Origin of the sequence: Leptolyngbya sp. GB1-A1 (genome assembly GCF_039962475.1) — a bacterium.
Classification (GTDB): Bacteria; Cyanobacteriota; Cyanobacteriia; order Elainellales; family Elainellaceae; genus Leptolyngbya_A.
The window spans coordinates 61,521-81,039 of record NZ_JAMPLI010000015.1 but is presented as its reverse complement, the minus strand read 5'-3'; the positions used below and the strand labels follow the sequence as shown (position 1 = coordinate 81,039).

Below are 19,519 nucleotides of genomic sequence, written 5' to 3'. Positions count from 1 at the left end.
TGAATAAGTTATCGAGTTGTAGAATTGTCAGTGAGCGTACGTTCAACAGAATAAGAATTTGATGCCTTAGCGATCACGAGATAAATACTGGAAGAACAGAAGTTTGAATAAACGGAATCTCGGTAAAATCACGAGAAAAAATTTCCGTAGAATCACTAATTATTTATCTTTTTGATAAATTGCTGAAAAAGTGAACCGCCCAGATCGTATTTTCAGCAATAACACGTTTATGATGTTTAGGATTTAATAAAGAAAAGAATTTGACACGTCATGGTTTGGACGAGAACTTGGCTTGCCGCTTGTAAGAGATTGGCAAGTATAGGATTCAAACCCAGCCTAAACCGGTGCAAACGATTTTGTGAATGAAAGCATTAGCTCTCTTGACTCGTTTGATCGCGTAATTGTTATTTTTTACCCAGTTTTGGGCTTCATAAGAAATAAATGATGCTATTCAAACTTCTAAGTTGGCTCACTTAGAGAATTGGGGCGAGGGAGGCAGGTACCATTGTGGAAAAGTTATCGCTAGGGCAGTTTCTAGTTCATGTTAAATCAATCAAGAACTCACAGCTGACGGGCACTTATACCCTCCAATCTAATGCCAATCAGTCTTGGAAGCTTGTGTTTCGCTTGGGGCGAATTGCCTGGGGTGGCGGGGGTGAGCATCGCTTTCGTCGGTGGTATCGCTGCATAAAGCATTATTGCCCTGAGCTTGATCCTGGAGGAATTCGGCTTCGTCAACAGGACATCGTGAGCGATTGGGAATATACGGCGATCGCCCTTTTAATGATGCGGCAGCAAATTTCACGCGATCAGGGAATTGCAATGATTCAGCAAGTCGTCATCGAAGTTTTGTTTGACCTGGTGCAAAGCTTTGAAGTCAATAGCAGTCTAATGGGACATTTTGAGCCGCAGGCCGATGTCGGTGAACCACCAGTTTTATTAGATTCAGAACAGGCAGTTGCCCGATCGCAGTACCTCTGGGGCAATTGGTTTAACGCTGGATTAACCAGCATTTCGCCTAATCTCGCACCCGTTTTAAAGAATGCCAATGCTCTTGAAAAGCAGCTCTCCGGCAACTCTTACAGTTCGCTCAAATCACTGGTCAACGGCAACTCATCCTTGCGAGATCTCGCCTTTCAAATTAAGCAGGATGTACTGGCAGTTGCGCGTTCTTTTAGCCCCTATTTTCAGCAGGGCTTAATGGGCTTGCAAACGATCGCCGACTTACCCGCTCCCCCTTACCAGCTCACCGAGCTAAAGGTCAAAGTGGCAGAGCATCAACCTCTGATCGTTTGTATTGACGATAGCGTGAAAGTCTGTGAAACGATGAGTGAAATCATTACCCAGGCAGGATACCGCTTCATTGCAATTCACGACTCTTTCCAGGCATTGCCCACGCTTCTGGCTCAGAAACCCAGCTTTATCTTTCTCGATCTCGTAATGCCGATCGCAAGCGGTTATGAGATCTGTACTCAAATTCGTCGCGTTTCATCCTTCAAAGATATCCCAATTGTGATTCTGACGGGGAATGATGGCATTATCGATCGCGTTCGCGCCAGGGTGGTGGGTGCTTCTGACTTTCTCTCGAAACCGATTGAGTCTGATAAAGTCATTGCTGTGATCAACCGTCATTTGAGAAATCGCACTGCGGGTTCTGCGAATCGTTCTTTAGAGAACCGATCGATCGTCTCTCCAGAATTTTCGACTGATTCTTTTATCGTTTAACCCTTTATTCTCTCTGGAATTCACCGCTATGAATACTGTACTCCTCGTCGAAGATTCTCAAACAGAAGCAGATTTCGTGGGTCGTTGCTTACAGCAAGCTGGACTTTATGTGGTTAGTGCAACAAGTACCGATGAAGCGCGCACCCGCCTGCAACAGCACAAGCCAGACCTGATTGTGCTAGACGTGATTCTGCCCGGACAGAGTGGGTTTGAATGGTGCCGGGAGTTAAAAAGCACTGCCCAAACCAGCTCGATTCCAGTCGTGATTCGCTCATCGAAAAGCACCGAAGCCGACCAGCTCTGGGGAAAAATGTTGGGTGCAGATGCCTATGTGCCCAAATCCGAAAGCTATCAGGCACTCGTGCAAACCGTGCAGAAATTACTTCGGAGTTGAGTGATGCAGCAGCTACATCAACGGAATCTGGGGCTTCCGCCAGACCAGATCCGGCAAAAGCAGGCGCAGCAGGGAGACATTCAGGCGATCGCCGTGCTGCTGAATCAGAAACTCAATTCCAGAGGCATTCAGGTTCAGGGCAATCGCAGAGAGAATCGAGTGGGCATTTTGCTGGAATCTACCACCCCGCTACCGCACCAGCCGTTGCTGACGTGGGTTCATCAAGAGTTGAGTACTCTCAATCCAAAAGGAATTGCTCAGATTGAAGTGTATGGACGAATCAAGGGACAGCACCAGACAGAATGGCAGGCAGTCATCAACCTGAAGCGTAGCATCGCCACCCCAGGAAGTGATATTGCCTCTCTCGATGCGGTTGCTTTGGGTACTGTCTCTCTCGCTGAGTGGTTACAGCAGGGAGTCATTTCCGATCGGCTTAAATTGCAGTCAGCCAATCCGCCTCTATCCACGGAATCGGTTGTCCTGACTCCGTTTCTTCGGTTCTATTTCGCCGCTGAAGAAACGGCACTTTTACCGTTGGAGGGAGTTAAGGAAATTCTCAAAGTTCCACCATCGGCAATTCTGCCCGTCCCGCAAATGCCAGCCGGGGTTCTGGGCGTCTACAACTGTCGGGGTAATATCCTTTGGCTGGTTGATTTGGGAATCCAGGTTGGTTTGGAAAATTCCTCATCCTCGCGCTCCAAATCCTCCTCTAAACGGCTGAGTTCTGCAAGTTCGTCTTCCGGGCAGCAGGTTCCTGGATTTCCTATTGGGTGGACTGCTGGGCAGGGGTTAACCGTGATCGTCATTGAAGTAGAGCATCAAACGCTGGGACTAGTCGTTTCTGAGGTACTAGAGATTGAGCCCTATCCGCTTCAGCAAATACAGCCTGCCCTCGCAGACCTATTCTCACCTCAGCTCCAGCCCTTTATTCAAGGCTACCTGAGCAGTTCGAGTAGCCCTGTGCTCAGCCTGAAGGCCCTGATAAACGATCCCAGACTGCAAATTTATCAATAGCCCAATTGCGACCGCCCAAGCGCGACAATCCAAAGGCGATCGACCCGTTTCCCTGCTTCAAGTTTCTCTTATCCACTCGTCTACCTTCTGCAAAAGACTGCACTATGAACAGCTCCTACCTATCCGACGATGCAAGCGATGACCTTTTTGCTGGGTTTGATGACCAGCCTGTTGCTTGGAGCCAGCCTATGTCTGAGGAAATGCCTCCCCGGTCGGAACAAGGCAAGCAGACGAACGGCAACGGAGAAAGTTTTGACAGAAACGATAACCGGGAAAGTCACGACAACGGTAAAAGCAGCAGTAACGCGAACGGTAACGGACAGAGTAATGGCAAAAACGGTAGAAGCGGCAAGCTGCCGATGATGGTAACTGAACACGAGCATAGTTCTCAAAATAATTCTCAAAACATTGCCCAAACTGCAGTGCTGGATCAATTAATGGGATTTACTTCTCCGCCTGCGGTTGCAGTGACGCTGAGCAACGATCGCCCCATAGCCGCTAAGCTGAATCAGGCTCAAAACTCCGCCAGTGTGCAGCAGTTTTGTGAGTCGGTGTTGACGATTAAAAAGGAGCTGGAAAAAGCGGAATTGCTCAGCAAGCCCGAATTACGCGATAACCTGCAACAGCTCGTCAGACTCTACAAAAGTGCCCATCACGATGTCGAAAAGCTGGTCGAGTTAAGGGTGCAGAAACAGCTTGAGACGCTGAAACACCAAGGGACAGCAATCATCCAGGAAATGCGGCAGGCGGCAAAGCAGGACGCTGCCTTTCAAATTGCGGTAACGAGTCTACAGATGGCGTTGAACGGCGATCGGGTGATGCTTCTGCGCTTTGTGAGTCAAACCCAGGTCACGGTACTCAGCGAAACAGCAGACTATGATGCGCCCAGCCTGAAAGAAAGAACGCTGCCTGCGGGCTATTTTGGTCGGAACCAGCAGGAGGATTACCTGAGTGCTTCCCTGTTCATAATGGAAGATATCCATGAAACCCAGTTGTCTACCTACCAGCGGCATTTTCTAGAACGCTTGCAGCTGCGCGCCAGTCTGGTCTTCCCGATCGTCGTTGATGGAACCGTTTGGGGACTGATGGCAGTGCTGCACGGCGGCGAGGCGAAACGCTGGCAAGAGGTCGAAACCAGTTTGCTGCTGCAAGTTGGCTCTGAACTATGTCTCCAGCTTCAGATAGCCCAATCCCAGGCACAAACTTTAAACCTGCTCGAGCGGGAGCGGGCAATTTCTCGTGTTGTGGGCAGACTGCGCCAGGCCAATGATCTGACGACCATTTACAATACCGTAACGCAGGAAATGCGAAAGCTCCTGAACGTGGAGCGACTGACGATCTACAAGTTCCGCGACGATTACTCTGGCGATTTTATTGCGGAGTCTGTGACCGGAGACTATCCCAAGCTGGTGGGCAGTGGATGGGAAGACCCCTATTTGAGTGAACAAAAGGGCGGGCGGTTGCGTGATAACGTTCCGCTAATTGTCGATGACATTCACACTGGAGAAACGATCTGGGAAAATAACGGATTTAGTCTGGTTCGTCCCAAACGGCTGCTGACGGATTGCCACGTTGAGGCGTTGGAGTTTTATCAGGTGCGCGCCTATGTCATAGTGCCTATCTTTCAGGGCGATCGATTGTGGGGCTTGCTGTCTGCCTTTCAAAATCGAGGTGCGCGACGGTGGGAAGAGGACGAGATTCGCTTGATGATGAAAATTGCTGACCAGGTGGGAATTGCCATTAAGCAATCTGAATACGCGGCTCAACTGGCAAAAACCGCAGAGCGAGAACAGACGCTAAACCGTGTAATTGCTAAGATCCGGCAGAGTTTGAATATTAACAGCGTTTTTACAGCCACCACTCAAGAACTGCGGCGGGTGTTAAATTGCGATCGAGTCGGAATTTACAAATTTACCGAAGACTGGGGCGGTGAATTTGTCGCCGAATCTGTAGGGGCAGGTTGGGTTTCAGTGATTCAGTCGCAATCCGAGGATCAGACGCTCAAGCAGAGCCTTGCTCTGGAGGATCGTTGCACTGTTCGGGATTTGACCACTTCAGGAACGCTCAATTCAGACACCTACTTTCAGCAGACCAAAGGGGGCGACTACACTCGTGGCTGTCCATACAAGCGGGTCGATGATATTTACACAATGAATTTTTCCCGCTGCTACCTGGACACACTGGAAAAGTATGAGTGTCGCGCCTACATTATTGTGCCGCTTTTCCAAGATTCCAGGTTGTGGGGACTGTTGGCAGCGTACCAAAACTCGAATTCCCGCCAATGGCAGGACGAAGAAGTAAAAATCATGTTGCAGCTCAGCAGTCCGCTCAGTGTTGCAATTAACCAGGCTGAGTATCTGAGCCAGATTCAAGCCCAAAACCGCAAAGCTGCTAGAGAAGCAGAGGTCGAACGGGCACTTGCCAAGGTCGTGGAAAAGATTCGCAAATCGCTGGATATCAACACCATTTTTGAGACGGCAACTCAGGAAGTCCGCAAGCTACTGAGCGTCGAGCGGGTGGCGATCTACAAGTTCCGCGATGACTATTACGGCGATATTGTGGCGGAATCCAAGCTAGGTGATTATCCCAGTTTAGTCGGGGCTGCCTGGGAAGACCCCTATTTGCAGGAACATCAGGGCGGACGCTTCCGCAATAACGAATTCATGGTTGCCGATGATGTGTATGAAGCAGGCATGACCGATTGCCACGTCGAAGCCCTGGAATTCTTTGGCTTTAGAGCCTGTGCCGTAGTTGCCATCTTCAAAGGACAAAAACTTTGGGGTTTGCTGTCTGCTTTCCAGCACAGTGCACCGTACCACTGGGAAGAAGAGGATGTGCGTCTGCTGAACCAAATTGCCTTGCAGCTTGGTTTTGCCTTGCAGCAATCTGAGTATGTGGAGCAGCTCCAAATCCAGGCGCAGCAGGGCGCGATGGCGATCGCCCGTGAAAAAGAAAGCCGTGAAACCCTTCAGCGCAGCGTGTTGCGGCTCCTAACGTCTGTTCGTCCTGCTCTGGATGGAGACCTAACCGTGCGCGCACCGATTACCGAAGACGAAGTGGGAACGGTAGCAGATGCCTACAACAATACGTTGCAGAGCCTGCGGAAATTAGTATTACAGGTGCAAACCGCCGCAAGCCAGGTCGGAGAAACCTCCCAACAAAGCGGAGGCGCGATCGCCGGACTATCGCAGCAGGCTCAGCGTGAAGCACAGGATATCGCCCACGCTCTGCGGCAAATTCAGGTGATGCTAGATTCCACCAAAGCCGTTGCCGCAAACGCCCAGCAAGTCAACGTCGCGGTACAGCAAGCCAATGCGATCGTGCAGCAGGGAGATATTGCAATGAATCGCACAGTTGATGGAATTTTAGGAATTCGGGAGACGGTATCGGAAACAAGTAAGAAGATCAAACGATTGAGCGAATCGTCCCAAAAAATCTCAAAAGTGGTGAATCTAATCAGCACCTTTACTTCACAGACTCAGCTCCTTGCGCTGAATGCGGCGATCGAAGCGACCCGTGCCGGAGAAGCAGGGCGAGGCTTTGCGGTCGTTGCCGATGAAGTCCGTGCTTTGGCGCGACAGTCTGCAGAAGCAACGACGGAAATTGAAAAGCTGGTGCAGGAAATTCAAATTGAAACCAGTGCTGTTGCCACCGCAATGGACGCCGGAATCGAGCAGGTTGTCAGCGGGACAGGCCTGGTGAACACTACCCGCCAAAGCCTGACCGAGATTGTTTCTGCCACGGCTCAAATCAGCCAGCTGGTGGAAGCAATTACCCAGGCAGCTCAAAACCAAACCCATCAGTCCGAGACTGTGACGGCAACCATGACCGATGTGGCGGCGATCGTCCAGCAAACTTCCCAGGAAGCAATTCAGATTTCTGCATCTTTCCAGGAGTTGCTGAAAACGGCGGAAGCTCTGCAAACCAGTGTCGATCAGTTCAAAGTTTCGTAGGTTTGTAGTCTCGTAGGATAGGTTAGGCGAAAGCCGTAACGCCTTAATTCCCAAACCGCCTGACACCCATGCGTTACCCTGCGTTAACCCATCCTACGCAAGCTGACTGCCTGATTCCACGCTTCGAGAACGCGCTCAGCATCTATCCCTGCCATGACCCCCATACTCCGCACTCCAACCCATTCCGACCCACCCCATAACAGCTACTTCCTTACCGAAGCTCAGGATTTACTCAAAATCATTGAGCAGGGGGTGTTGAGTCTGCGCTCCAATCGTACTTCAGCCAACGTTCATGAACTCATGCGGGCAGCTCACACGCTGAAAGGAGCCGCTGCCAGTGTTGGACTCAGTGCGATTAATAACGTCGCCCACGTTCTGGAAGATATCTTCCGCGCCTTCTACAATCCAGCGGTCGAAATTGATACCGAGATTGAAGGGCTGCTGTTTGAGGGCTACGAATGCCTGCGTCTGCTGTTAACGGCTCAGCTAGATGGCAGCCAGGTCGATGAGTCGGATACACTCAACCGGGCAGCCGATGTAATCGCTCGATTACAGGAAAAGCTAGGCGATCGGTTTGACCGCGATACCCCGATTCCCTCATCAGCGGAACTGGGGTTTGATATGGTGCAGTCCATGTTTGAGATTGGTGTGACGCAGCGATTAGAAGAACTGAGCCAGGCAGTTGTTCGCCACGCACCCGATTTGGATGAGGTACTGCGATCGCAAGCTGAGATTTTCCTGGGATTGGCAGAATCTCTGGAGTTGCCGGGATTTGCGGCGATCGCCCAAACGACACTGGCCGCGCTAGAACGCCATCCCGAAGCGACTCACCCGATCGCTCAGATCGCACTCCAAGATTTCACCCAGGGACGAGCCCAGGTATTGGCAGGCGATCGCAGCCAAGGTGGCGCACCGTCTCCCCAGTTGCAGCAGTTTGCTCACTCCAGGTCTGTTGAGCCTGCTTCAACAAGGCATTCAGGTCGTGATGCCAGCACTGCCCCAGAGATGCTCAGCGGCAAAATTTCACAACAGCCGAACGATCAGATTCCAGAATCAACCCAATCTGCGCTTTCCCCCACGCTCGCCTCCGCACGGCCATTTTCAGCCCAGATCAACTCACCTCTCGCTTCATTGATCAACCTGCTGCAAACGGAAATTCCCCTCGAAGCCTGGCTGCAACGTCTCAAAACCAAGATCACGTCATCGAAAACATTATCGAGAAGATTCCGTCCTTTATTCCTGCGTCCAACCCTTCTTCCTTCTTCTAGGAATACTCCTGCAGTTTCCCCCTTTGCAGAGAATCTATCTTCGGATCTGCCTCCGACTCTGCCACTTGAGGCACTGCTCAGCAATCTTGATTCTCCATCTGCCAGTGTAGCCAATGGATTCGCGATCGCCGACTCGAACGCAACCGAATCCCATTCACCCAGCGAGGCGTGGAACGTTTCCTTTGCAGCAAACAGCTTAGAAAATTTTGAGGAAAGCATTAGTCCGTGGCGAATTGAAACCACTGCACCAGACAATACACCAGAAAATATTTATTCTTTTAATCAAGGATTCAATTCAGATCGAGCTTTTGATGTCGCTATTGAACTCGAGGATGGGATCCAATCGATAGCAGAATCGTCTTCTACTTCATCTTCAACCTCATCAATTGAGCTGAATCGATCGCAGTCTCCGAGCATACCGGAAAAAGAATCTTCCCAACGTTCCTACCCTTCCCCAACTGCGGTTTCGTTTAAATCCTCATTAGCGAATCCTGCGGCTTCCACGCTATCGACTCCTAACGCCTCGGTGCGTGTGGATTTAGAAAAGCTGGAGAAACTCAACTATTTAACCGGTGAACTGCTAATTAATCAGAATCAGCAAACTAGCCAGGATGATACCTTGCGTTTGATGGTGCAGGAACTGCTGGATCGGCTGCAAAAACATCAGCGAACCATTGATCAGCTCTGTAGCCAGAGCGATCGGTTCCTGCTCTCGCGTCAGCCCCATAGTGGCAAAAATACAAGTGGCAAAAATACAGAACACGCTTCTTCCATTGTGCAGCAGTTTGATGAGCTGGAAATGGATCGATATAGCGAGATTCATATTTTGTCTCGCTCCACGCTGGATGAAGTCATGGAGCTGAAATCCATTTCTGAAGCACTCGATCAAACCATCCGGCAATCTCGCCGATCGCTAGAAGCACAGCAACGGCTGTTATTTGTCGTGGGTAACGACCTCACCGCGCTCCGAATGCAGCCGCTCGACGCCCTATTTGCTCGATTAACGCAAGTCATTCAGCAATTATCAACGTCCCATCATAAGCCTGTTGAAGTGATTGTCACGGGAACCCAAGTCTTAGTGGATAAAACGATCGTTGAAAAACTCTACGATCCGCTTTTGCATCTGGTTCGCAACGCCTTCGATCACGGGATTGAACTAGCAGAAACCCGACAAGCGATGGGGAAGCCTGCTGTGGGACAAATTGAAATTAATGCCTATCATCAGGGACATCGCACGATTATTGAAGTGAAAGATGATGGTCCCGGCATTAACCTCCAGCGAGTTGCACAGCGGGCGGTAGAAATGGGTTGGCTTCCTGAAAAGGCGATCGCGACCACCTCTGAAAATACGCTGCTGTCGTATCTGTTTGAGCCAGGTTTTTCAACCGCAACCCAGGTTAGCAGTTTATCCGGTCGAGGGGTCGGCTTGGATGTCGTGCGCTCCCAGATCGAGGGATTCAAGGGTTCGGTTGCCGTCAGTTATGTTTCCCGGCAGGGCACAACTTTTTCACTGCAAATTCCGCTTTCGCTCACGATCGCCAAGCTGCTGCTGTGCAAAAATCAGGGAATTAGCTACGCCTTACCGATCGACGCCATTGAACAAATTGTGTCTAAGCCTGATGCGCTTTCGCAGGTTGGCAGGCAGCAGGTGTTGCAGTGGCGCAAGGGCGATGAGAAGCAGGCGGTCGTAGTCCGTCCCCTGTCTGCTCTGGTTTCTGATCTCGTCAATGATTCTGAAATTCCACACACTCTAGCCGCAGCCCAGCCCCCTATCCCCACTCCGCTCTCAATTGTCCTGGTACGAACGGACGCTGGATTAATGGGCATTCAAGTGGAGCAGGTGTTGGGCGAACAGGAACTGGTCATTCGACCCTTCGGGCAGGCGATCGCGCCTCCGCCCTACATCTATGGCTGCTGTATTGTGGGCAATAATCAGCTCGCACTGGTGATTGATGTCAGAACACTGTTTCAGCAAGTCACCAGCCTTCAGCAAGCCACAGGTTCTCAGCAGGCGACAGAGTCTGCTCGCACTTCCGTTCATCAACCTGGAATTGTACCGACTCGTTCTCCTGCTGATGCTGCTTTCGCCGCAAGCCCATCACCGCAAACTTTGGATCAAGCGTTGCCCACCTCTGCCTCTTTGACTGCCAGCACTCCTGTCGCTCCAGCGTCTAAACGTTCTCCTCGGCATTTTCACATTCTGCTGATCGAAGATTCGCTAACCCTGAGGCAAACCCTCTCGCAGTTACTTCAACAGGAGGGTTATCAAGTTTCACAGGCAAAAGATGGGCTGGAAGGATTGGCATTTTTGCAGAAGCATCCCGGGATTGACCTAGTTCTTTGTGATATTGAAATGCCGCGCATGAATGGCTTTGAATTTTTGAGCCAGCGTCATCAGCATCGCTCTTTAGCAAAAATTCCGGTGGTGATGCTGACTTCCCGCAGCAGCGCAAAATATCGCCAGTTTGCGATCGATCTCGGAGCAACAGATTTTATTACAAAACCCTATGTCGATCAAAATTTGCTATCCACGATCCATCATTTTCTTGTTCACGATAAGGTTTAACCCTAACGGAATTTAACGATGACTGCCATTCCGACTCATACCAACGCTGAGCGATCACTAGAGTCTGAAACCTGTCGCGCTGTTGTATTCACGATCGCCAATCATTTATTGGCATTGCCCCTCACTGCCGTTCTTAAAGTGGTTTCCCAATCGGTTATTCAAAACGATTATTCTAATGTGCAATCTGTTATCTACCTGGAGAATCAACCGATAACCCTGTTGAATCTACATCCCTGTCTATCTACTGTTTCTGGCAACAATGTTTCTAACAAATCAGCTTTATCTGCTGGAACTTCAGGACAGTTTTTGCTGATTACCGGATTGCAGGGGCACGCGCAATGGGCAATCCCAGTGGATCAACCGCCGACGCTGATGGATCTGCCGCTGTCCACCGTTCGCCAACTGCCGATCGCCTATCGCCAGCTCATTCAAAATCTTGCTTGCCATGTTTCAGTCCTCACCAACCAACGTGGACTTTCAACAATTCTTCTGCTGAATCTCAAGCAGGCTTCTGGGTTGGTTCAGTAAGAGCAATCGCCCCTATTCGAGATCAGTATTTTCATCAATGTCCAACGTTGCTATCAACGAAGCACAGGACGAACGACCGTAAGCGCAACAGGGAAAGAACACAAGGACGATCGCCCACTCCATTTTGCTGCCGTTGTTCAGGCTCCCAGTGCCGATCAATGGATGCAGCAAGAGAGAACCATTTGTCCTTATGGATTATTTGCCACACAACCCTTTACTTCAGGTAAGGAGTACCATGTCATTTCTCCCCGCCTGTTGGGGTAGGAACCCATCTACAACTTGCTCTCAGCTTCTCGCTAGTTCATCAGATCTCGTGGGATAAGGAAGTTCTCTCAAACTTACTACGTTGCAGAGGTCTTCCAGCCTCATCTTCTAATTCACAGAAAAACAGCCCTGCCACCTGGATGCCGTCAGGAAACTGGACAATTAGCATCGGCTCACCGCCACGCATTATTTTTACGGCAACAATCGTACAATACATACCTTGATACTGAGCTGCATCGGGATGGTTCGTTGCGCTGAGCCTGAAATGATGACCAACTGCTGGGTGAAGCAGCCTTTGAACCGACCTAGAAAAAGCCATGATGAAACGTAAGTCCTTTAGTGATTAAAAAGACTGCCATAAAAACTGTTTAGGTTGAAGGGTAAAGGGTCAGGAAGCAGCAAATGTAGCAGCTAGAGGGTTCCGTAAGCTAATCCATACGCTGTACCGCTGTTTCGAGACACTAATGACTGTTGGAACCCCTTGCCCAATTAACTCACAGCCCAATCGATCAGCTTCTAGCCAATCGTCGATTCTGAACTCTTTTGCCAGCCTATACAACTCGTTTCCATACGTTAGTCCATCTTGTATAGCCTGATCCATGTAGAACTTGAACAAGGTGATTTGCTGCTCTGGGATCACATGAGGAGCAGATTCCAGAGTGGTGGTAGAGGAAGGGGTCAGGGCTAGCATCAATTGTTCCTTGCTGTAGTGATAGTAGGCAGTCAAAGGAATTTGCAGCATGGCTAATCGATAAGAAGCTGATGCTGCCAAAAGGCTAATCCAAAAGCAGGAAATGGATTATTGGTCTAGTCAGTGTTTTTAATAAAAGTCAACCTATATTTATGAACATTTTTGCAGCACTTTGAATAATCGAAGGTGCTCTTTAATACATTTATTCACAAATTTCGCTAACTTCATGCTGTATTCTTTGCTGCAATCTTTTCCTGTACTTCCCTATACTTCAACGCTGGGCTACCTGACCTGCCAGATCCCTGGAGAGAAACGTTTCTTATCAAAACTCCAATGTTTTCAAAACTTAAAAATGTTTCTTAAGCTATGTTTCTTTCGCTGTCTGGCTGGGAACTCTCGCATAGAGCAATTGCTATAGCAAGGACACTGAATCCAAAATTTGCTGGGATAGATGCTCCCATACTCAGGCTATCTAGAGGAGCAAACATACATAAATGAGTAACTCTAATCTGAAACTCTTAGGCAGATGCACGGTTGCTTTGAGCAAATGAAGCGTCTAGATAAACTGCGTGTGAAGAGATGAACCAACCCAGCCTGGAGAACGGAGTGAATAGTCCTTTTATTAAGGGTAGAGCACCTAGATATACCAATTTGCCTCTATTCTTCAAATCCTGCGCTAAGAGAGCAAGCGTCCTTGTAATCCTGATTGGTTGTGTTGTTCTTCTGGGTTGGTTCTTCAATATCCCAACATTGAAGAGCATCCTGCCAATATGGGTGACGATGAAAGCAAATGCTGCCCTATGTTTTATTCTCAGTGGCAGTGCCCTATGGCAGCTTTGTAAACGTACACGACGATCTGCTCGTTATGCCCGGATTTTTGCTGCAATCGTTTTGGGTATTGCGCTCCTGACTCTAATTCAATATGGCTTTGCAATAAATCTGGGAATTGACCAATTTCTGTTTCAAGAGTCAGCAACAGCTGTAGCAACTTCTGCTCCAGGGCGGATGGCTGTTAACACTGCCCTAAACTTTTTGTTGCTAGGGTCTGCTCTATTGCTATTAAGCAAGCCACGATCGTTTCAACCCGGTATCCAAACATTTACTGGCATTGCATTTTTGCTCTCCCTCCTGGGTTTGCTTGGCTACATCTATGGCATCCAAGAGTTTTATGGCTTTGGCTCATACACCAAGATGGCAGTTCATACGGCGATCGCGTTCATCCTTCTATGCGCTGGCATCTTTTGCCTGCATCCAGATCAAGGAATTATGAGCATGATTACCAGTCAGCATGCGGGCGGTATCATGGCAAGGCGGTTGCTTCTTACTGCCATTGGAATCCCCCCCCTCTTGAGTGGAATCATTCTAGTGGGCTATCGTGCTCAACTGTATAGCAGTGAAGTGGGTTTATCACTCTCTGCCGTGCTGACCATCATCGTGTTTGCGGTTGTGATCTGGGTGAATGCGAGAGCATTAGGCGAAATAGATATTCGACGGCAGCAGGCAGAAGAACAGCGCAAGAGTGAAGCACGATTTTGCTCTCTCACCACTGCAACGTCTCAAATTGTTTGGACAACTGCTTCAGATGGGCGGGTATTAGAAGATTCTCCCAGTTGGAGAGCGTATACCGGACAAACCTTTGAAGAGTACCGGAACTTTGGCTGGTTGAACGCGGTTCATCCCCATGATCGAGAACAGGCTGCTCAACGATGGTCACAGGCTGTTGAAGCAAAGAGCTTATATGAAGCTGAATATCGTCTTCGATCAGTGGAAGGGCATTATCGATATTTCTGGGTACGCGGAGTTCCGGTGCCCGCAAAAAATGGCAGTATTCATGAGTGGATCGGAACCTGTACTGATATTTACGATCGCAAACAAACCGAAGCGGCACTGCAAGAGCAAACCAACCTGCTGCAGCTCATCCTCGATTCAATGAGTGACGGGATTGTTGTTGCCAACGAGCAAGGACAGTTTCTGGTCTTCAACCCAGCGGCCGAGCAAATGTTTGGCAATGGAGCAACTGCCACCAGCAAGGATGAATGGTCGCAGCAATATGGTGTGTTCCTGCCCGATCGGGCAACGCCCTTTCCGGCAGATGAACTGCCTCTAGTACGGGCAATCCGGGGTGAGGAGCCGAAAGATGTTGAATTCTTTGTTCGCCATGCCCAGGCACCCCATGGTCGGTGGGTACTTGCTAATGCCAGACCGTTGAGAGATGAGTCTGGTCAGTTAAAAGGCGGTGTAGTGGTTTGCCGTGATGTCAGCGATCGCAAACAAGCAGAGAATGCCCTTAAACAAAGTGAAGAACGATATCGCTCTCTGATAAGCGCAACTTCCCAAATTGTTTGGATGGCAGATGTAGAAGGGCGCATTGCACCTAATCCCGCCTGGAGAGCTTTTACCGGACAGACTGAAGCTGAGTTTGCTGGCTTTGGTTGGTTAGATGCCATTCATCCGGATGACCGAGAACGAACGGCTCAGGTTTGGATGCAGTCCGTACAGACAAAGAGTTTGTATGAAACCGAATATCGCATCCGGGCAGCGGATGGAAACTACCGCTATTTTTTGATCCGGGGCGTTCCGGTTCTGAATCAAGATGGCAACATCCGTGAATGGGTGGGTACCTGCACTGATATCCACGATCGCAAACAAGCAGAAGCTGCGCTCAAGGAGCGGGAAGAACAGTTACGGCAATTTATCGAACACACGCCGATTGCAGTCGTTATGTTTGATCAGGAAATGCGCTACCTGATTGCCAGTCAGCAATGGCTGCAAGACTATAACCTGCAAGCTGAAGACATTGTCGGACGCTCTCACTATGAAATCTTTCCTGAAATTACCGATGAGTGGAGGCAAATTCATCAACGTTGTTTAAGTGGTGTAGTAGAACGGCGCGAAGAAGACCCATTCCCCCGGACTGATGGCTCATTAGACTGGGTGCGGTGGGCGATCCACCCCTGGTATAGAGAAGGAGACGTGGGTGGCGTCATCATGTTTACCGAGATTATTACCGAACGGAAGCAAGCAGAGCAGAAGCTCCGCCAGACGCTAGACATGCTGGATCTAGCCAGCGACAGTATCATCATTCGGGATATGAGCGATCGAATCGTGTACTGGAATCAGGGCGCGGAGAACCTCTACGGTTGGACGAAAGCAGAAATCATTGGTGAGTATATTCATACGTTCTTACAAACCACTTTTCCAAAGCCGTTAGAAGAAGTTCTAGCAGAGTTTTTAGAGCAGGGAAGCTGGGAAGGCGAACTACATCATGTCACTCGTGACGGACAGCCCATTATTGTGGCAAGCCGTTGGACGCTGCAACGCGATGCTGCTGGGCAACCCTTTGCCCAATTAGAAATCAATAGTGACATCACTCAACGCAAAGAAGCAGAAATTGCTCTACGCCAAAGTGAAGAACGCCTTCAAGCGATTCTCGATAATTCGCCTGCGGTCTTCTACATGAAAGATCCTCAAGGACAATTCATTACCGTCAATCGTCAATTTGAATCCCTGTTTCATCGCAGTAAAGCTGAGATCGTTGGCAAGCGAAATTGCGATCTGTTTGATTCAGAACTAGCAGATATTTTTGATGCCAACGACCAGAAGGTGTTGGAAGCAGGAACCGCAATGCAATGGGAGGAAGTTGCCCCACATGATGACGGGCTGCATACCTATCTATCTCTCAAATTTCCACTTCTAGCTCCCGACGGTTCTCCCTATGCGATTTGCGGTATTTCAACTGACATTACAGAGCGCAAACAAGCGGAGATCGCACTTGAACAAACTAAAGAAGCAGCGGAGGCGGCGAATCGGGCAAAAAGTGAATTCCTGGCGAACATGAGCCACGAGCTGCGGACTCCGCTTAATGGGGTCATCGGCTATGCCCAAATTCTTCAACGTGCCAAAAGTCTGAATGAAGAAGATCGATCGCGGGTTGAGGTGATTCACCAGTGCGGCTCGCATTTGCTGACCTTAATCAATGACATTCTGGATCTGTCAAAAATTGAAGCGCGGAAGACGGAATTGTTGCCCACCGATTTTCACCTCCCGGCATTTCTGCAAGGGGTGGCTGAGATGTGCCGCATTCGCGCTGAACTGAAGGGGATTCAATTTCGGTATGAATCGGCTCCTGAACTGCCGCTCGGTATCCGGGCTGATGAAAAACGCCTGCGGCAAGTCTTGATCAACCTGTTGAGTAATGCCATTAAATTTACCGATGCAGGCAGTGTCACCCTCACAATCAGCTTTGCCAGTGAGGGAAAAATTCGCTTTGAAGTCCGCGATACGGGCATTGGTATTCCGCAGGACAAACTCCAGGCAATCTTTCAACCGTTTGAGCAGGTGAGTGATGCCAAACGACAATCAGAGGGAACGGGTTTGGGACTGGCAATTAGCCAGGAGATTGTGGAATTGATGGGAAGCACAATCCAGGTTCAAAGTGAGATTGGCGTTGGCAGTATTTTCTGGTTCGATGTCAACTTGCCTGAAGCAGCAGAGTGGGTCAAAACGGCTCAAGCCGATCGCCATGGGCAAATTATTGGCATTAAGAACTGCCAGCCCAGAATTTTAGTCGTCGATGACAAATGGGAAAACCGCTCTGTCATTTCTAAGTTGCTTAGTCCGATCGGCTTTGACGTCGTTGAAGCTGCCACTGGGCAGGAGGGCTGGCAGAGAGCGGTAGAATTTCAGCCAGACTTAATGATCACGGATCTAATGATGCCTCACATGGATGGCTTTGAGTTGATTAAACAGATTCGAGGATCAGAAACGCTTAAAGACAAGATCATTATTGTTTCGTCCGCCAGCGTGTTTGAGACAGATCAGTACCGCAGCATCGAAGCGGGTGGCGATGATTTTCTACCCAAACCTGTACTGGCAGCAGAATTACTCCAGAAATTGCAAAAACATTTGCAACTGGAATGGCTCTACGAAGAGCAGCAGTCTTCGATTAGCCCAGTGATGGACAAGGCAGAACTCATTGCCCCCCCCGCAGCAGAATTAGAAACGCTGTATGAATTAACCATGAAAGGCAGCTTTAAAGGAATTTTGAAGCAGGCAGCACTGCTTGAACAGATGGATCAAAAATACAGTCCCTTTGCCAAAAAACTACATCAACTGGCAAAAGGATTTCAAGACCAGGAAATCCTGGCACTTATTCAATCCTACCGGTAAGAACCTTTTAATCAGCCCAGCAGTAAAAATTATGAACTCCACCTTTGATCAAAATGCCACCGTTCTCATTGTTGATGATGTTCCTGCGAACTTGGGTGTTCTGTCTGATACGCTGGATCAAGCAGGATTAGAAGTTTGGGTAGCGCAATCAGGCAAAATTGCTCTGGAACGGGTCAAATATGCTTTACCCAGCCTGATCTTGCTTGATGTGATGATGCCGGAAATTGATGGGTTTGAAACCTGCCGCCAACTTAAGGCAAATCCAAAGACCAAAGATATTCCCGTCATCTTCATGACAGCCCTCTCTGACACCGCAAATAAAGTTGAAGGATTTCAACTTGGAGCCGTAGACTACATCACAAAACCCTTTCAGCAAGAAGAAGTGTTAGCTCGCATCAAGCTGCACTTAAAGCTAAATGACCTGACTGAGAAACTGGAAGAGAAAAATGCCCTGTTAGAGCAAAAAATTGTAGAAGTGGGCAAAGCCTACTCTGAATTGCAACAGATGCAGCTTCAACTGATTCAGAGCGAGAAAATGTCAGGTCTAGGGCAACTGGCTGCTGGGATTGCCCATGAAATCAACAACCCAGTGAATTTTATTTATGGCAACCTCACCCATGCCAAAGACTATATTGAGGATGTTATGGGACTTCTGAATCTGTACCAAACAGAATATCCCAATCCTACTCCTTGCATTCAGGCAGAAAAGGAAGCGATCGACCTCGAGTTCATCCAGAATGATCTGCAAAAGCTTTTCAATTCAATCACTCTTGGCGCACAACGCATTCATGAAATTGTCAAATCGATGCGAATCTTCTCCCGCGTCGACGAAACTGACGTTAAGGTCGTAGACATCCATGAGGGAATTGATAGTACCCTGACAATTTTGCATCATCGATTGAAGTCGGCACCAGAACACGCTGCGATCGAAATTGTTAAAGATTATAGTCAACTTCCACCCATTGAATGTTACGCTGGTCAACTGAATCAAGTATTCATGAACATTCTGTCCAATGCGATTGATGCGTTAGAGGAATACAACCAGCACCGAACCTTTGAAGATAGCGTTAGACAACCCGGTAGAATTCAAATTAGTACTGAGGTTATCGGCAATAACTGGATTGCGATTCGGATTGCTGATAATGGTTTCGGTATTGATGAAGACGTAAAAGCAAAGTTATTTGACCCCTTCTTTACAACAAAACCAGTAGGTAAAGGGACTGGATTAGGATTGTCAATTAGCTATGAGATTGTAGTAGAGAAGCACGGGGGAAAACTCTACTGCCAGTCAGCACCAGGACAGGGTACAGAATTTGTCATTGAAATTCCAATGCAACAACAAATCTCTCTTGCGGCTTGACCTCTTGCGGCTTGATGCTCTGATGCTCCTGCTCAATGATGTTATTCAAGTATTTGCTTTGCCGTAATTCAGTATCCTGGACAATTATCACATCGGCTTTCAACGTCTCGATGGCTTCGGCTAAGGAAAGCTTCCCGCGACTGGATAAGCCGCGTTTGTATCGAGGGTCATAACTCCTGGAGCCGAATGCGTTTTTCCAGACGAAAGTCAGCGGCGGTCAGTCTCTTTCGGAAAAACCTAGGCGATCGCTGATTCGTCCGGTGCAGGTAGCTGCATTAAGCGATCGACGGCTACTTCCGGCTACCCCGACGTAAAACTGACCCAAACCCCAGTGCAATCACTGTCCCCAAAATAGCCGTTGGCTCAGGTCCATCTTGAACTGGGTCTGTACTCGTCAGGTTCAGAAGCGTTGAAACGTCGCGCTCAAATATCCTGGTTGAACTCAACGAATTCTCGGTTTTCAGCTTATCTAATACAGCTTTGTTCAGGCGATTGAATTACAAAAAATGGGGTGCAGGGGCAGAACCCTGTACGGCGAGAAAGCCCCCACACCCCCCGTACCTTACGGGATTGAACAACGCTGTATT

At 48.9% G+C, this 19,519-nt stretch carries 9 protein-coding genes; 8 read left to right on the top strand and 1 reads right to left on the bottom strand.

Features of this window, described 5'->3' with window-relative positions; all coding sequences use genetic code 11:
• Positions 1-507 precede the first annotated feature (507 nt).
• The 6 genes from NDI45_RS15845 to NDI45_RS15820 all read left to right on the top strand — a co-directional run bounded on the left by NDI45_RS15845 (position 508) and on the right by NDI45_RS15820 (position 11,448).
• Positions 508-1,725 (top strand): response regulator, encoded by a 1,218-nt coding sequence (locus NDI45_RS15845; RefSeq protein WP_190794496.1) that lies wholly within the window; start codon positions 508-510, stop codon positions 1,723-1,725.
• Positions 1,726-1,753: 28 nt separating this feature from the next.
• A complete protein-coding gene (locus tag NDI45_RS15840) occupies positions 1,754-2,119 on the top strand; it encodes a response regulator (RefSeq protein WP_190794495.1) in 366 nt (121 codons plus the stop codon).
• Between the two features lie 3 nt (positions 2,120-2,122).
• The gene (locus tag NDI45_RS15835) at positions 2,123-3,133 is read left to right on the top strand and encodes a chemotaxis protein CheW (RefSeq protein WP_190794494.1); all 1,011 of its coding nucleotides are present in this window, start codon (positions 2,123-2,125) and stop codon (positions 3,131-3,133) included.
• 104 nt (positions 3,134-3,237) lie between these two features.
• A complete protein-coding gene (locus NDI45_RS15830) occupies positions 3,238-7,086 on the top strand; it encodes a GAF domain-containing protein (protein WP_348247898.1) in 3,849 nt (1,282 codons plus the stop codon).
• Between the two features lie 153 nt (positions 7,087-7,239).
• Positions 7,240-10,920, top strand: a complete 3,681-nt coding sequence (locus NDI45_RS15825) for a hybrid sensor histidine kinase/response regulator (RefSeq protein ID WP_348247897.1) — start codon at positions 7,240-7,242, stop codon at positions 10,918-10,920.
• A gap of 18 nt (positions 10,921-10,938) precedes the next feature.
• Entirely contained in the window at positions 10,939-11,448 is a 510-nt protein-coding gene (locus NDI45_RS15820; RefSeq protein ID WP_190794491.1) for a hypothetical protein, read from the top strand.
• A gap of 652 nt (positions 11,449-12,100) precedes the next feature.
• Here the strand turns inward: NDI45_RS15820 and NDI45_RS15815 are convergent.
• Positions 12,101-12,484 (bottom strand): hypothetical protein, encoded by a 384-nt coding sequence (locus tag NDI45_RS15815; protein ID WP_348247896.1) that lies wholly within the window; start codon positions 12,482-12,484, stop codon positions 12,101-12,103.
• A gap of 699 nt (positions 12,485-13,183) precedes the next feature.
• Between NDI45_RS15815 and NDI45_RS15810 the strand changes: the two genes are divergently transcribed.
• Both NDI45_RS15810 and NDI45_RS15805 read left to right on the top strand, forming a co-directional pair.
• Complete coding sequence (locus NDI45_RS15810; RefSeq protein WP_348247895.1) at positions 13,184-17,572, top strand: PAS domain S-box protein; 4,389 nt, start codon at positions 13,184-13,186, stop codon at positions 17,570-17,572.
• 31 nt (positions 17,573-17,603) lie between these two features.
• Positions 17,604-18,932, top strand: coding sequence for a response regulator (locus NDI45_RS15805; protein WP_348247894.1), 1,329 nt, complete (start codon positions 17,604-17,606; stop codon positions 18,930-18,932).
• The last annotated feature ends 587 nt before the right edge of the window (positions 18,933-19,519 follow it).

What these genes read in the sequence shown, in the direction of transcription:
- NDI45_RS15840 (WP_190794495.1), top strand. Translation starts at nt 1,754, where the DNA reads ATGAATACTGTACTCCTCGTCGAAGATTCTCAAACAGAAGCAGATTTC.
- NDI45_RS15835 (WP_190794494.1), top strand. Translation starts at nt 2,123, where the DNA reads ATGCAGCAGCTACATCAACGGAATCTGGGGCTTCCGCCAGACCAGATC.
- NDI45_RS15830 (WP_348247898.1), top strand. Translation starts at nt 3,238, where the DNA reads ATGAACAGCTCCTACCTATCCGACGATGCAAGCGATGACCTTTTTGCT.
- NDI45_RS15825 (WP_348247897.1), top strand. Translation starts at nt 7,240, where the DNA reads ATGACCCCCATACTCCGCACTCCAACCCATTCCGACCCACCCCATAAC.
- NDI45_RS15820 (WP_190794491.1), top strand. Translation starts at nt 10,939, where the DNA reads ATGACTGCCATTCCGACTCATACCAACGCTGAGCGATCACTAGAGTCT.
- NDI45_RS15810 (WP_348247895.1), top strand. Translation starts at nt 13,184, where the DNA reads ATGAAAGCAAATGCTGCCCTATGTTTTATTCTCAGTGGCAGTGCCCTA.
- NDI45_RS15805 (WP_348247894.1), top strand. Translation starts at nt 17,604, where the DNA reads ATGAACTCCACCTTTGATCAAAATGCCACCGTTCTCATTGTTGATGAT.